Below are 13,973 nucleotides of genomic sequence, written 5' to 3'. Positions count from 1 at the left end.
AATATCGATTGTCGGCCGTTGTCATTGCAGTTCTCGCTTCCGGTGTCGCCGCTATCGCTCATGAAGGCGCAACGGGCGTCGTGGCCGAGCGCATGGCAGTGATGAAGCACATGGCCGAAAGCATGAAGACGGTCGGCGAGATGTTGAACGGGCGCAGGGAATTTGACGCGATCGCAGTCTGCGCCGGCGTTGCTGCCCTTCACGAGAACCGCCATCAGGCTCGCAAGCAGTTTTCCTCAGAGACCAAGGATCATGCCAGTCGCGCCTCGGCGGCAGTCTGGGAAAAGCCGGACGATTTTAAGGCCGAGCTGGAGGGGTTCGATGCTGCGATCAAGGCGCTGGTTGCGGCTTCGGAAACCGACAACCTTGATGAAATGAGGGTCCCATTCAAGGATGTCGGTCAATCATGCTCGAGCTGCCATGAGCAGTTTCGACTGTCGGAATAGAAATCGTTCCACTCGGCGATCCGCCCGCCGCCAACGACCGCCTCGGGGGGCGGGGATCCAGCAGGCCCTTGAGGGGACCCCCGTGCTGCTGCCCACCGGCCATCCTCGCCGTCGATCATCCCAGCTCCCGCCGCCTTGACGCTTCTTTGCCCGCCGCACAGCGCCGCCCACCACCGTGTCAAGCAGTTTGCCCTTGAGGCCGCTGCCGGCGCCTATCTGCAAATGCCGCCTGGCGCGACCGCCGATCTGACGCGCGGGCTGGCCGTTGCCACTTGCGTCCCCTGCTGTCCCTAGCAGCCGCCGCGCGACCGGGCGGGCCTGGCGATGAACGGCGCGCTCGTGCCTAGAGCTGCCAGTCTTTGGATACTTACACGCTGCTATTTATCAGGTTTCGTCTATCTGTTGGCAAATATTGAACTGGAGTGGACATGCGGGACATTTTGGAGCGGCAACAAGTCTGGATTTACTTTGGATGCGTTGCCCTGGGCGCGGTGATCGCATTCGCCGTGACAGGGACAGAGCATCTTGAAGGGACAATAAATCCGGCGCTCGCGTTCATGCTGTTCGTGACATTCCTGCAAGTTCCGCTTGCCGAGATCCGCAGCGGCTTCGGTGAGACCCGCTTTCTGGCGGCGCTGCTGATCAGCAACTTTATTGCCATTCCCGTGCTGGTCTTCCTGTTGTCCCAGCTGGCGATGGATGATGCGTTGTTGCGTCTCGGAATCCTTATGGTCCTGCTGACGCCCTGCATCGACTATGTGGTTACCTTCGCCCACTTAGGCCGCGCTGATGCGCGGCTTCTTCTGACATCAACCCCGATCCTCTTGCTTGTTCAAATGGCCTTGTTGCCGATCTATCTCGCCGTTTTTCTTGGGAGCGATGCCGCCGAACTGGTGAGCATGGGTCCCTTTTTCCATGCGTTCGCGTGGCTGATTGTCGTGCCCCTCGTCCTCGCCGGAGCAGTCCAGATGTGGGCATTCCGTACCAAGACCGGACAAGTGGTGGGCAAATATCTGGGTCTTTTACCCGTTCCGGCCACCGGCTTGGTCCTGTTCCTCGTGGTGGCGGCGACAGTTCCGGTTCTGGGCACAGCGATCGATCACGCTCTTTCTGCGCTGCCCCTCTACATCGCCTTTGCAATTATCGCACCTCTTATAGGGTGGAGTGTTGCGTGGGCTTTTGGGTTGCGAACCGAAGCTGCCCGAGCTGTCTCCTTTTCGTCTGCAACCCGAAATTCTCTCGTCGTTTTGCCTTTGGCCCTTGCGGTGCCGGGCGCGATCCCAGTTCTTCCAGCCGTTATCGTAACCCAAACACTGGTCGAGCTGGTGGCAGAACTGGTCTACATCCGTGTCATTCCCATGATGCGGACACGCTGAGGCTAACGATCCATTCATCTATCATCGCGCGGCTGTCGTTCGCAGCATGGCGCGTTCCAGAAGGCCCAAAATGGACTTTACAGGCCGCCCGGCCGCTGACAATCTTTTCCAACGGCCGCGTACGATTGCGGTTCCGTGCACACCCGTGGCTGGATGGCGCGTCAAATGCCGTGATAACCATGCGGGTTCCACCTGCTCGATGTTGACCTTCCGGCAGGTGGAAGGCTTACAAGAAGGTTCATCAGGAGAGACCTCCATGGAACATGATCACGGGCGCGGCCATTCGCTTCGATGAACAGCGGCCACTCGGAGTCGGGGACGGCGGACGGTGTCATCCGGGATCCGGTCTGCGGCATATAGGTCGACCGCTCGTCGGCAAGACACTTTACTCGCCACGAGGGCGAGGGTTTCTATTTCTGCTCGTCGGGCTGCCAGGGCATGTTCGAAACGAAGCCGGAGAGCTATCTCGGCGCGGGCGTCGAGCGAATGGCCGCACCGATGGCCCTAGACACGCAATACACCTGCCCGATGCATCGGGAGATCATCCGCAACAAGCCCGGATGACACCCTCTCTGCGGCATGGCTCTGGAACCGATGGGCGTGCCGACGGGCGATGAAGGTTCGAACCCCAAGCTGATCGACTTCTCCGGCCGCTTTCGGGTAAGCGTGGTCCTGTCCGTCCCGGTGTTCAGTCTGGCAATGGAACCGGTGGACGGCACGGACACGATGCTGCCGCATGTTGACCTCTGCTGAGAAGTGACCCAGGATTTTCACCGAGTGGTCCGTGGAAAAATTATATGCTCCGGGTCGCAACTCGGTGGAAATCAACAGCCCGGCGACCGAATACCCGCAGAGGGGGAGATCGTCGAGGGAACCAGCGACGTCGACGAGTCCCCCGTCACGGGCGAAAGCACGCCGAAGCGGAAGTCCGAGAAGGACGGGTCTTCGCGGGCACGATCAGCACGGACGTCGTGCTGAAGGTGCGGGTGACCGCCACGGCCCAGGACAACACCATCGCCCGCGTCGTCAGGCTGGTGGAGGAGGGCAGGAGAGCAAGGCACCGACCGAGAGGTTCATCGACCGCTTCTCCCGCTACTACACGCCGGGGGGTCTCGTCGTCGGCGCGCTTGTCGCCACTCTGCCGCCGCTGCTGTTCGGCGAGCCATGGGGCGAGTGGATTTACAAGGGTCTCGCGATCCTGCTCATCGGCTGCCCGTGCGCGCTGGTCATCTCCACTCCGGCCGCGATAGCTGCGGGCCTGTCTGCTGGCGCTCGTCGCGGCATGCTGATGAAGGGCGGTGCCGTGCTCGAGGGTTTCGGCAAGATCACGGCCGTCGCCTTCGACAAGACGGGCACCCTGACCGAAGGCAAGCCCGTCGTCACGGACGTGGTCGCCTACGGGCGGACCGAGCGCGAGGTTCTGTCGATGGCGGCCGCCCTCGAACAGGGATCAAGCCATCCCTTGGCTATCGCCATCCTCGACAAGGCCAAGGCGGAAAAGGTGCCCATCCCTCCGGCGTTTGGCGCGAAGGCTGTCTCTGGCAAGGGCGTGGAAGGCAATGTCGGCGGCGTGGCGCTGTTCCTGGCCTCCGCCAAGGCGGCGGCCGAGCGCGCGTCCCTTTCCCCGGAACAGGCTTCCAAGGTCGAGGAGCATAACGGGCAGGGAAAGACCGTCTCCGTCCTGCTGGCTGGCGATTCCGTCGCGGGCCTGATCGCGATGCGCGACGAGCCTCGCGAAGACGCGAAGGCCGGGCTGGCGGCGCTGAAGGACCTGGGCATCCGGACCGTCATGCTGACAGGGGACAACCGGAAGACGGCCGAAGCCATCGCCGCGGGCCTCGGCGTCGAGGCGCGGGCCGAGTTGCTGTCGCAGGACAAGCAGCGGATCGTCGGCGAGATGCAGAAGGACGGCCTCAAGGTCGCCAAGGTCGGCGACGGCATCAACGACGCGCCGGCGTTCGCGGCGGCCGACATCGGCATCGCCATGGGCGGCGGCACGGACGTCGCACTCGAGACTGCGGATGCGGCAATCCTTCACGGGCGCGTCGAAGACGTTTCGTATATGGTCCAGCTGTGGCGCGCCGTGATGGCGAACATCAAGCAGAACATCGCGGTCGCGCTGGGCCTCAAGGCGGTCTTCCTGGTGACGACGGTAATTGGCCTGACAGGCCTCTGGCCCGCCATCTTGGCGGACACGGGCGCGACGGTGCTGGTGACTGCCAATGCAATGCGTCTCCTTGGCTGGAAGGGGCGCTGAAGGGAAACCGATGACCGGAAACTTGTTTGTTCTTGCGGCTGCGGCCGCGTCCCTGTCGTGGACACAGCCGGCGCTCGCCCACGACTATACGGCGGGTTCGCTTGCCATCGCGCATCCCTGGTCGCGCAAGGCGCCGCCCGCGGCCCCGGTCGCCGGCGGATACGTCAGCATCACGAACAATGGTTCTGAGCCTGATCGCCTTGTTGGCGGCAGTTCCCCAGTCGCGGAACGGGTTGATATTCACGTGTCCTCGGTGGACGACGGCGTTGCCCGCATGCGGCCGGCCGACGACGGCATCGAGATCGCTCCGGGCGAGACGGTGGAGCTGAAACCAGGCGGGACGCACATCATGTTCATCAAGCCGTCGAACCTCCCTGGCGAAGGCCAGCAATTCCCCGCCACCCTCCATTTCGAGAAGGCCGGAGCTGTGGACGTCGAGTTCGCAGTCCAGGCAATGGGCGCGGCAGCCCAAGAGCCTGACCACGGCAGCCATGGAGCGTCCGCGCAATGAGCTGGCTGAGAATCATCAGGGTGGCGGCCTGGTCAGGAATAGGCATTCTGTCTGCAGTCATGGCCGTCTACGCTGGACTGGTCTGGTCCGAATCCAAGACGCAGGCCTCGCAGGAGATGGGCACCGCCCTCGTCGGAGGACCTTTCCGGCTTGCGACTCACCGCGGGGGGACATTGTCCGACAAGGATCTCCTCGGCAGGCCCTATGTGGTATTCTTCGGCTTCACGCATTGCCCGGACGTATGCCCGACCACGCTCTACGAACTGACAGGGCTTCTGGCGGAGCTCGGCCCGGATGGTGACGGGCTGGAAGTCCTGTTCATGACCGTCGATCCGGAACGCGACACGGCAGAACAGCTCGCAGCCTACATGTCCGCCTTTGACCCGAGAATCACGGCGCTCCGGGGCACGCTCGAAGAAACCGACGCGGCCATGAAGGCCTTCAAGGCGTACTATCGTAAGGTCCCTATCGAAGGAGGAGACTACACGATGGATCACACGGCGGGCATTATTCTCATGGATGCTGCCGGCAGGTTCAAGGGCACCCTGGATCTGCACGAGCCGAAGGAAACCCAGATCGCGAAGCTGCGTCGCCTGATTACGAACACGACATTGGAGACAGGAATATGAACCGACTTGGTGCAATTCTGCGGGCGGTTACCACTACTGCCGCTCTAACGCTGCTCTCGGGCATAGCTTCGGCCGCGCAGACGATCGAGGTGCTGAGCACTTCCGGATGTGGCTGCTGCATCGGCTGGACACGCCATATGGCGAAGAACGGCTTTTCGACGGAACTCAGGAACCTGCCGATGGCAGACCTGATGCAGGTGAAGATAAAAGCGGGGCTGAAGCCCGGCCAGACCTCCTGTCATACTGGGCGGATCGAGGGCTATGTGATCGAAGGCCATGTTCCTGCACGGGAGGTTCAACGCCTGCTGGCGGAGCGCCCGGACGCGATCGGCCTGACTGTTCCTAATATGCCTTACGGTTCGCCGGGCATGGGCGAGGTCGGGCCGGACGCGGACCCCTATGACGTTCTTCTTGTGTTCCGTGACGGGACGACGGAAGTGTATGCGAGCTACCCATGAGTGAGTTCGAGCCGCCCGCTTCCGGTAATCCTGTGGACTTCCACTCCGGCATGCCGTCCTCGAAACGTCGCCCACGGTAGCTCCTGCCGCTGGGCCCTACTGCCTCGAGGGACATGACGCACCATTGTCCGCGCCAACAGGCTAATTAGCCATCTCGCATCTGAGTGGCGGGTTCGGCGCACGATGCAGTCGATCTCGGCGATGTCTCGCCGGGGTCGTGATCCGTTTCAATCATGAGAATGCTCCAGGCGTTTGACGTTGTGAATCAAGCTAGCAAACAGTAGAATCGGTTTCCGATATCGGGATTCGATTTTGAGGTAGTTGTGGGACGGTCAGACTATGGAACATCAGGAGCTGTTGTCGGGTTTCATACGACTGCACGTCCTGCATCATGCCACCGAAGGCGATCTCTACGGGCAATGGATGATCGAGGAACTAGCGCGACACGGTTACCGCGTCAGCCCGGGTACACTTTATCCCATGCTCCATGCCATGGAGCGCAAAGGCTATCTCCAATCGCGCACCGAGCGTGCCGGCCGATCGCATCGTCGCGTTTATCGAGCGACAGCATTTGGCGTCGAGGCCTTGGCGTTTGCGCAAGACAAAATCCGGGAGTTGTTTCGTGAGGTCGCATCCGGAGATAACGCTACCTGAGAATGTGCGTCGGGGAGCTGTGGGTGAAGTTTTTTGCGCTTTTCTCAAACTCGGCTTGACATCCTTTGGCGGACCAATCGCCCATCTCGGTTATTTCCGCGATGAATTCGTCATCCGCCGCAAATGGATCGACGAAGAAGGCTATGCAGATCTCGTTGCGCTCTGTCAGTTCCTTCCTGGCCCCGCAAGCAGTCAGGTCGGCTTTGCGCTGGGGCTGCTGCGCGGCGGACCGCTCGGGGCGCTCGCCGCATGGTTGGCTTTCACTCTGCCATCTGCCGCCCTCCTCATCCTGTTCGCCTTTGGAGCTACAGCTTTTGCAGGCCCGGTGGGAGCGGGGCTACTTCATGGCCTAAAGGTCGTTGCTGTTGCCGTCGTCGCTCAGGCGGTGTGGGGTATGGCAAGGACGCTTACCCCCGACCGTAAACGCGCCAGCATTGCTCTGGTGGCGGTGTTGATCGTCATCTTCGCGGCAGGCTCGATCGGGCAGATTGCAGCTATCGTTGTCGGCGGGGCCGCCGGCCTATTGCTGTGTAAAGGTGGAGCCGACCCTACGGGCGGGCATTTGTATTTCAGAGTGTCCAAGTTTGCGGGGGTTGCTGCGCTTGCACTTTTTACCCTGCTCATTGTGCTGTTGCCGATACTCGCCGCGACATCGCACGGAATCGCACTGTTCGATTCATTTTTTCGCGCCGGCTCTCTCGTTTTCGGCGGCGGCCATGTCGTGCTGCCGCTGTTGCAGGCGGAAGTCGTACCTTCCGGCTGGGTCAACGAGAGCGTATTCTTGGCGGGGTATGGCGCGGCGCAAGCGGTGCCGGGGCCACTTTTCACGTTCGCAGCGTATCTCGGGGCCGTGATGGAGCCGCAACCGAACGGCATTGCTGGCGCAGCGATCGCTCTCGTCGCGATTTTCCTCCCCGGCTTTCTCCTTCTGATTGGTGCCTTGCCGTTCTGGGACGCGTTCCGCGCCCGACCTGTCGCGCAGGCGGCCATGCGGGGTGCCAACGCGGCTGTCGTCGGCATTCTCGGAGCGGCCCTCTACAGCCCGGTATGGACCAGTGCCGTTCTCGGACCGCGCGACTTCGCGCTCGCGCTTACTGGATTCCTGTTGCTTACCGTGTGGAAGACCCCACCATGGATCGTTGTCGCGCTTTTGGCCGCCGCGGCTACCGCGCTCAGTCTGATCTGAAGGTGGAATTGATATGGCCACCGTCAACGTTACATCATCGATGATGTCGGTTCCGCGATTGTGTTCGGCAGGAATCGCTCTGACGAGAATGGTGGGAAAGGGATTTTGATGCGGATATCGATAATCCGCCGCTGCGGCGCGCCAACGCTGTTCGACTTGAATATCCCAGTAGCGGGCAGCGGAGCGATCCCATGAGCACGCGCTTTCCAGCAACTACCATGCCCGACCGCGACTGGTGGGCAGTGCTATGGCCCGATCCCGAAATCGTTCTGAGGCAGCTCGGTATTCATTCCGACATGATTGTCCTCGACTTATGCTGCGGTGATGGCTACTTCACCGCACCGTTGGCGAAACACGTTGACGGCAAGGTCTTCGCGCTCGATCTCGACCCTGAGATGCTCGAGCAGGCGAAGATGGAAGTCGCCCGGCAAGGCACGGCGGTACGCCAATGGATTTGCGCCGACGCACGGGAGATTTCGGAGCTTCTTCCCGAACCAGTTGATTATGTATTAATGGCTAACACCTTCCACGGCGTGCCAGACCAATTCGGATTGTCGCGTGCGGTTCGAATGGCGCTTCGCCGGCAGGGCCTTTTCGGTGTGGTGAACTGGCTTCCGCTGCCACGAGAAGAAACAACCGTGCTTGGCCAGCCCCGCGGGCCGCAGACAGAAATGCGCATGTCGTCAGACTCGGTCAGGGCTATTATCGAGCCGTCAGGGTACCGGATGGTCCGGATTGTTAACCTACCTCCCTATCACTATGGCGCCGTGTTCGAGGCTGTGCCCTGAAGACGGCGCCATAGTGATCTGCCCACTCTTTACGGCTGGCCGTCGTGGATGGATGCGTTCTGCTGAGCCGATGCCCCTATGTCATGGTTTCCTGAAGTCTGAGGTAAGATCAGCCGACTGTCGGCCCGTGGAACAACGTCTCGATCAGCGGACATCCCGGAAATGTACCGTCGCCGCACCGGGTGACGACGTCTTTGAGAACACGCTCCATGCGACGTAGATCGGCGATCTTGGCCCTGACGTCGGCAAGGTGGGTGGCGGTGACGTCACGTGCTTCGGCACAGGGCCGGTTGCGCTCGTCAACGAGACGCAAGAGCTCGCGGATTTCATAAATGGAGAAGCCGAGCTCGCGTGCCCGCAGAACAAAGCGAAGCCGCCGCTCATGTGTTTTGCCGTAGCTACGATAGCCGTTCGCCGTGCGCGGGGGCTCGGGTAGAAGGCCGACCTTTTCGTAATAGCGCACTGTCTCCAGATTGGAGCCCGTCCGCCGCGCGAACTCGGCCCGCTGCAGTCCTTTCACGCCAGCGTGATCGCGCATCGAAATTTCCTCTTGACCCTGTAGTTGCTACAGACCCTACCGTATAGCTCAATGAGGATTTGAACAAGGAATGCGACGCTAGAGATGGCTGCATCGCGACACGGAAACCGTAGAGATACGCCGACAGCGGAACTAACGGCGCCGGTCCGAGGCGAAGCCAGGAACACAGCGGTTCCCGGCCTCGCAAACGTGACCGTCTCTTTCGAGGAGAAGGCCGCGACCTTGGCCTTCGACGCCGGCCACGACGAACCCGGACGCAGTCGGGGCCGTCAGCATGAACGCTGGTAATCCGGCTCGGGCAAGGCACCTGGTAGCTAGAATGGCCGACCGTGTTCCAATCCGCTTAACCCTTGCCGGAGCAATACTTGCTGGGATCTGCTGCAGCGCCGCTCCTCGCCGTAAGCCTGCGGTTGGTGGGCCTTGATGCGTGGCTCACAGGCGAGTTTGGTGGCGCTTGCCCTTGCTGCTGGAGGGTTCGTCTCGCCGCGTGGAACATCATCCATCGCCAGGAAAAAAACCACGAGATGTGAGTTGTGATTCACAAGGAAAGTTAGAAGCCATGAACGGTTACCGCGCAACTTCTGTGTCCCAGGACAGTGCCGACACCGCCCGGCACTCCGCCATCAATGGCGGGAACGGCAAGACCTATGACCTTGTCGTCATCGGTGCTGGCTCGGCTGGTTTTTCAGCCGCGATCACTGCGGCAGAACAGGGCGCTCAGGTCGCTCTTATCGGTAGCGGCACGATTGGCGGGACCTGCGTCAATATCGGTTGTGTGCCGTCGAAGACGTTGATCCGTGCTGTCGAAACGCTTCACAACGCTCGCGTGGCAGCCCGTTTTGCCGGTGTCACGGCGGAGGCCGAACTGATCGACTGGCGCGGAACCGTCCGCCAAAAGGACGCGCTCGTTTCCGAGCTGCGTCAGGCAAAATATAGAGGCCTGCTACCGGCCTATAGCGGCATAGACTATCGCGAAGGTCCGGCCCGGCTCGCGAATGGCGGTGTCGAAGTGAATGGCACGCGCATTCCCGCCGACAAGATCATCATCGCCACTGGCGCACGACCGGCGATCCCTGTCATCCCCGGCATCGAGACCGTGCCGTATCTCACCAGCACGACGGCACTCGACCTCGAGGAGTTGCCTCGTTCGCTGCTCGTCATTGGCGGCGGCTATATCGGCGCGGAGCTAGCCCAGATGTTTGCTCGCGCCGGCGTGCACGTGACGCTCGCCTGCCGGTCCCGCCTGCTGCCCGAGGCCGATCCCGATATCGGCGCGGCGCTCACGGGATATTTCGAGGAGGAAGGGATTACTCTGGTGTCCGGTATCGCCTACCGCGCGATCCGCAAGACCGAGGACGGTGTTTCGCTGACCGTCATGCGTGACGGTCGGGATGTTGTGATTGACACCGATCAGGTGCTGATCACCACCGGGCGCACGCCCAACATCGAAGGCCTTGGGCTCGCCGAGCACGACATCGCCGTCTCGCCGAAGGGCGGCATCATCGTCGACGACCGCATGCGCACGACCCGATCCGACGTGTATGCGGCCGGCGACGTTACCGGCCGCGATCAATTCGTCTACATGGCTGCTTATGGTGCCAAGCTCGCCGCCAGAAACGCCTTTACCGACGACAGCCTACGCTACGACAACAGCGCCATGCCCACCATCGTGTTCACAGATCCCCAGGTGGCGAGTGTTGGGCTGACGGAGATCGCTGCGCAATCCGCTGGCCATGCGGTTCGCGTCTCAAAGATTGATCTCGACCAGGTGCCGCGTGCGCTAGCCGCGCGCGACACCCGCGGCCTCATCAAGCTCGTCGCTGATGCCGTGAGTGGCCGGTTGCTCGGCGCGCATATCCTCGCGCCGGAGGGAGCCGACAGCATCCAGACCGCAGCGCTCGCGATCCGGCACGGCCTCACCGTCGATGACCTCACGGAGACGATCTTTCCGTATCTCACCACCGTAGAGGGCTTGAAGCTCGCGGCGCTGGCATTCAACAAGGATGTCGCCAAATTGTCCTGCTGCGCGGGCTGACTAGTGTCACTTAGCAGATGGGGTGATCGCCGCCGTCGTCCCCTTACGGCATCGCGATGTGCCAAGGGTGATGTGGTGTAGGCCACAGAACAGAGGGGACGGCGGATGAACGATATGATGATCGGAGTGGATTTGGTAAAGAATGCTCTCCAGCCATTGGGGCGCGAACTCGACCAGACAAGGGCGCACGATCGCTGATTAAGAGCAAGAAAGGGATCATCCCAACGGGGAGCGCACCCCCAGTCCACATTCCAGCCGCAATTCTCGATCCCTCTGCTACGGGTTGGACTTTGCCGAAACAAGTTCATCGATCATTCACCAAATTTGTGTCGGATCAAATGTGATGGTTAGAGGGTTCGTTGCATTCATCCTGACAGTGATGCTTGCCATGCATGCGGCAACCCCTTCGCGCGCGTGTACAGCCGACGAGACACACGCCGTCTCGACCGATTTCCCGGATATTGGCAATCTCGAGGCGTTCGATATCGCCGAAGCAGGCGGCGTTGCGGGCAATCAGATTGACCCGCACCATCACACCGCACCCTGCCAGGATCACTGCAACTGGTTCGCCAGTATCTCGTTTCAAAGCTTCCTGCCCCCCGAATCGGGTTCTGAAATCGAACTCGTCCGGCAAATGCTCCCGACCTTGCTTGCGGTCGCGGTTCCGCCCCCCCAATGAGCTCATAGAACCGACGCCAACTCTGTTCGTGCATTCCGGTTAGCATCAGCTCACCCGCACGCGCTGCAAGGCGTCGAGTCGTCCGCCATGTGGCGTCCGAGTCTCTCTCGGCATCGTCTAGATTTCTTCGTGCTGCTTACCGGAAGGAGCAGCGGGAGCCTTACAACGTCAAGGAGTAGAATCGTGAAAGAGATTTTCGAACCGCAGACCGATCCATCAAGGCGTCACTTCCTGCTTGCATCCGGCGCTATCGGTGCGCTGACGCTTGCTGGATGCACAACTACCGAGAGCGAGCTGGAGGCTCCGCAACAGTCCACCCAAAGCGCGGAACTACAGTACGTTACGATGTACCGTGCCATGCCGCAGGAGGACTTCCCGATACCGGCAGTCGACCTGAGTCGAGTACCTCCGCAGTTCTTTAGGCAAGAAGTCGCCGATCCGACTGGCGAGATGCCCGGCACGATCGTAATCGATATTGACCACTTCTACCTCTATCTTGTCCGGCCTGGCGGCCGCGCACTGCGCTACGGGGTCGGTTTGGGCCGCGAAGGGTTCTCATGGTCGGGAACTGGCGTAATTCAGTGGAAGAGGCGATGGCCGACATGGACCCCGCCTGCGGAAATGATCGCTCGCGAGCCCGAGCTGGAAAAGTACAGCGCAGAAAACGGCGGAATGGCGCCCGGGCTCGACAACCCTCTCGGCGCGCGTGCGCTCTATATCTTCCAGAACGGCAGGGACACGCTCTACAGACTTCACGGCACACCTGAGTTCTGGACAATCGGAAAGGCTGTTTCCAGCGGCTGCGTCCGTCTCATGAACCAAGACATTATTGATCTCTACGATCGTGTTCCCACACCGTCGCCCATCATCGTCCGCAGCGGTACTGGTGCTAATGTGTAGTCGCAGTCTTGCCCGCCCCTATAGTCGGACGATCGAGAAGCCGATGTGGGCTACCACGACTGCTGCCGTTGGCGTGGTCCGTCGCGTCGCATGGCCACCACTTCTTTCGGATTACAACGACGGGCGACTTTCGTTCGTCCTGCTCCTTGCCCATCGGCCAATTTTGGGCACAGGCGCGCTTCCGACAGATGGATCCTGCTCTCCCTCAACATCATCATCTCCTCCCAGGTGGCCGACATGTTCAACCGACGCTCGCTTCTGATGACAGGCGCCGTGGCAACGGTCGGGCTTGTCTCCCCCGCTATCGCCCACACGTCTTTCACGCTCGATCCCCGCTTCCTGCCGCAGTCGGTTGCGTTGCCTGCCGGGCACCCGATCGGCACGATCGTAATCGATACAGCGAACCGGTTTCTTTTTCTGATCGAGGATGTGGGGCGCGCCCGCCGATATGGGATTGGTGTCGGGCAGGCTGGCCTTGCGCTATCCGGCACGGCGGAGATAGGTCGAAAGTCAAAGTGGCCGAATTGGCGTCCGACGGACAATATGATCCGGCGGGACCCCGCGAGGTACAAGCGGTTTGCCGGCGGGGTCCCAGGCGGACCGGGCAATCCGTTGGGTTCGCGCGCGCTCTATCTTTACCGGGACGGCCGCGACACGCTCTACCGCATTCACGGGACGACCGAGCCCTGGACGATCGGCATGGCCGTATCGAACGGCTGCGTGCGGATGGTGAACGAGCATGTAGAGGACCTCTACGAACGTGTGCCGATCGGTACGCGGGTCAGCGTCCAGGTCTGATGGGCACGCCCGCCGGCTCCAATGCCCCGGATCGAGGCGATCGATCTAGCCCGCGGTGTCGCGATGGGCGCGATGGCCGCTTTCCATTTCGCCTGGGATCTGGAGTATTTCGGCTACGCACCGGTCGGGATGACACGCGAGCCGCGCTGGACGCTGTTCGCGCGTTCGATCGCCTCAGCCTTCCTCTTCCTGGTTGGCGTCGGCCTGTTCCTGGCACATCGCCGGGGCCTGCGTGCCCGCTCCTTCTTGAAGCGCCTCACCAAAGTCGCTGGCGCCGCCTTCCTGGTTTCTGCCGTCACGTGTGAGAGCGGCGGTGCAAAATTCGTCCACGGTAGCGGCGGGATAATCCCGCTGCGGGCGGCGTAAAACCCGGCCACCTATTTTCCTTCTGCAACGAGCGCAGGAGGGTTAGGGGATCTACACCGTGGAATTGTATCTGAAGGTTCGTCTGGCTTGCTCGGAAGGAATGAGCCGGCGTCAGGCTGCGAAGCATTTCAACATATCGCGCGACAGCGTGGCCAAGATGCTGTCGTATTCGACGCCGCCGGGCTATCGGCGCCGATCACCGATCCGGAGGCCGAAGCTGGACGCGTTCGTTGCGACCATCGATCGATGGCTGGATGAGGACGTGAAGGTTCCGCGCAAGCAGCGGCACACGGCCAAGCGTGTGTTCGACCGGCTTCGTGACGAATGCGGGTTCACCGGCGGCTACACGATC

General features: G+C 61.4%; 15 protein-coding genes and 3 pseudogenes. 17 read left to right on the top strand and 1 reads right to left on the bottom strand.

What is annotated here, in order from left to right; genetic code table 11:
* Positions 1-80 precede the first annotated feature (80 nt).
* From BFN67_RS10325 to BFN67_RS10280, 11 genes and pseudogenes are all read left to right on the top strand, one after another.
* The gene (locus BFN67_RS10325) at positions 81-446 is read left to right on the top strand and encodes a c-type cytochrome (protein ID WP_280951321.1); all 366 of its coding nucleotides are present in this window, start codon (positions 81-83) and stop codon (positions 444-446) included.
* A 428-nt stretch (positions 447-874) separates the two neighbouring features.
* A complete protein-coding gene (locus BFN67_RS10320) occupies positions 875-1,822 on the top strand; it encodes an arsenic resistance protein (protein WP_080919556.1) in 948 nt (315 codons plus the stop codon).
* 438 nt (positions 1,823-2,260) lie between these two features.
* On the top strand, positions 2,261-2,386 hold the full coding sequence (locus BFN67_RS25120) for a heavy metal-binding domain-containing protein (RefSeq protein ID WP_080919555.1): 126 nt from the start codon (positions 2,261-2,263) through the stop codon (positions 2,384-2,386).
* 15 nt (positions 2,387-2,401) lie between these two features.
* Complete coding sequence (locus tag BFN67_RS25115; RefSeq protein WP_342587444.1) at positions 2,402-2,575, top strand: hypothetical protein; 174 nt, start codon at positions 2,402-2,404, stop codon at positions 2,573-2,575.
* Between the two features lie 75 nt (positions 2,576-2,650).
* Positions 2,651-4,079, top strand: a pseudogene (locus BFN67_RS10310) (heavy metal translocating P-type ATPase); the annotation flags it as partial.
* Positions 4,080-4,089: 10 nt separating this feature from the next.
* Positions 4,090-4,590: a copper chaperone PCu(A)C gene (locus BFN67_RS10305; protein ID WP_080919554.1), complete on the top strand. Its 501-nt coding sequence runs from the start codon at positions 4,090-4,092 to the stop codon at positions 4,588-4,590.
* A complete protein-coding gene (locus BFN67_RS10300) occupies positions 4,587-5,219 on the top strand; it encodes an SCO family protein (protein ID WP_080919553.1) in 633 nt (210 codons plus the stop codon). Before BFN67_RS10305 ends, BFN67_RS10300 begins: the two co-directional genes overlap by 4 nt.
* Positions 5,216-5,677 carry a DUF411 domain-containing protein gene (locus tag BFN67_RS10295; RefSeq protein ID WP_080919552.1) on the top strand — a complete coding sequence of 154 codons (462 nt, stop codon included), beginning with the start codon at positions 5,216-5,218 and terminating at the stop codon, positions 5,675-5,677. Before BFN67_RS10300 ends, BFN67_RS10295 begins: the two co-directional genes overlap by 4 nt.
* A gap of 339 nt (positions 5,678-6,016) precedes the next feature.
* Positions 6,017-6,331, top strand: a complete 315-nt coding sequence (locus tag BFN67_RS10290) for a PadR family transcriptional regulator (RefSeq protein WP_080919551.1) — start codon at positions 6,017-6,019, stop codon at positions 6,329-6,331.
* Positions 6,300-7,517: a chromate efflux transporter gene (gene chrA / locus BFN67_RS10285; protein ID WP_139789132.1), complete on the top strand. Its 1,218-nt coding sequence runs from the start codon at positions 6,300-6,302 to the stop codon at positions 7,515-7,517. The genes BFN67_RS10290 and chrA overlap by 32 nt, the downstream gene beginning before the upstream one ends.
* Positions 7,518-7,708: 191 nt before the next feature.
* On the top strand, positions 7,709-8,305 hold the full coding sequence (locus BFN67_RS10280) for a class I SAM-dependent methyltransferase (RefSeq protein WP_080919549.1): 597 nt from the start codon (positions 7,709-7,711) through the stop codon (positions 8,303-8,305).
* 109 nt (positions 8,306-8,414) lie between these two features.
* Here the strand turns inward: BFN67_RS10280 and BFN67_RS10275 are convergent, their stop codons facing one another.
* A complete protein-coding gene (locus BFN67_RS10275; RefSeq protein ID WP_080919548.1) occupies positions 8,415-8,843 on the bottom strand; it encodes a MerR family transcriptional regulator in 429 nt (142 codons plus the stop codon).
* A 625-nt stretch (positions 8,844-9,468) separates the two neighbouring features.
* Between BFN67_RS10275 and merA the strand changes: the two are divergent.
* The 6 genes and pseudogenes from merA to BFN67_RS10245 form a co-directional block, all read left to right on the top strand.
* Positions 9,469-10,878 (top strand): annotated as a pseudogene (gene merA, locus BFN67_RS10270) (mercury(II) reductase); the annotation flags it as partial.
* A 283-nt stretch (positions 10,879-11,161) separates the two neighbouring features.
* Positions 11,162-11,557: a hypothetical protein gene (locus tag BFN67_RS10265; protein WP_139789119.1), complete on the top strand. Its 396-nt coding sequence runs from the start codon at positions 11,162-11,164 to the stop codon at positions 11,555-11,557.
* Positions 11,558-11,737: 180 nt separating this feature from the next.
* On the top strand, positions 11,738-12,457 hold the full coding sequence (locus BFN67_RS10260) for a L,D-transpeptidase family protein (RefSeq protein WP_425349770.1): 720 nt from the start codon (positions 11,738-11,740) through the stop codon (positions 12,455-12,457).
* 237 nt (positions 12,458-12,694) lie between these two features.
* Positions 12,695-13,255, top strand: coding sequence for a L,D-transpeptidase (locus tag BFN67_RS10255; protein ID WP_080919546.1), 561 nt, complete (start codon positions 12,695-12,697; stop codon positions 13,253-13,255).
* Between the two features lie 21 nt (positions 13,256-13,276).
* Complete coding sequence (locus BFN67_RS10250; protein ID WP_080919545.1) at positions 13,277-13,621, top strand: heparan-alpha-glucosaminide N-acetyltransferase domain-containing protein; 345 nt, start codon at positions 13,277-13,279, stop codon at positions 13,619-13,621.
* A 58-nt stretch (positions 13,622-13,679) separates the two neighbouring features.
* Positions 13,680-13,973, top strand: a pseudogene (locus tag BFN67_RS10245) (IS21 family transposase); the annotation flags it as partial.

Source organism: Manganibacter manganicus (assembly GCF_002075885.1).
Taxonomy (GTDB): domain Bacteria; phylum Pseudomonadota; class Alphaproteobacteria; order Rhizobiales; family Rhizobiaceae; genus Mesorhizobium; species Mesorhizobium manganicum.
Note: the sequence above shows the minus strand (reverse complement) of the source record. Positions and strands in the feature narration are given on the sequence as shown.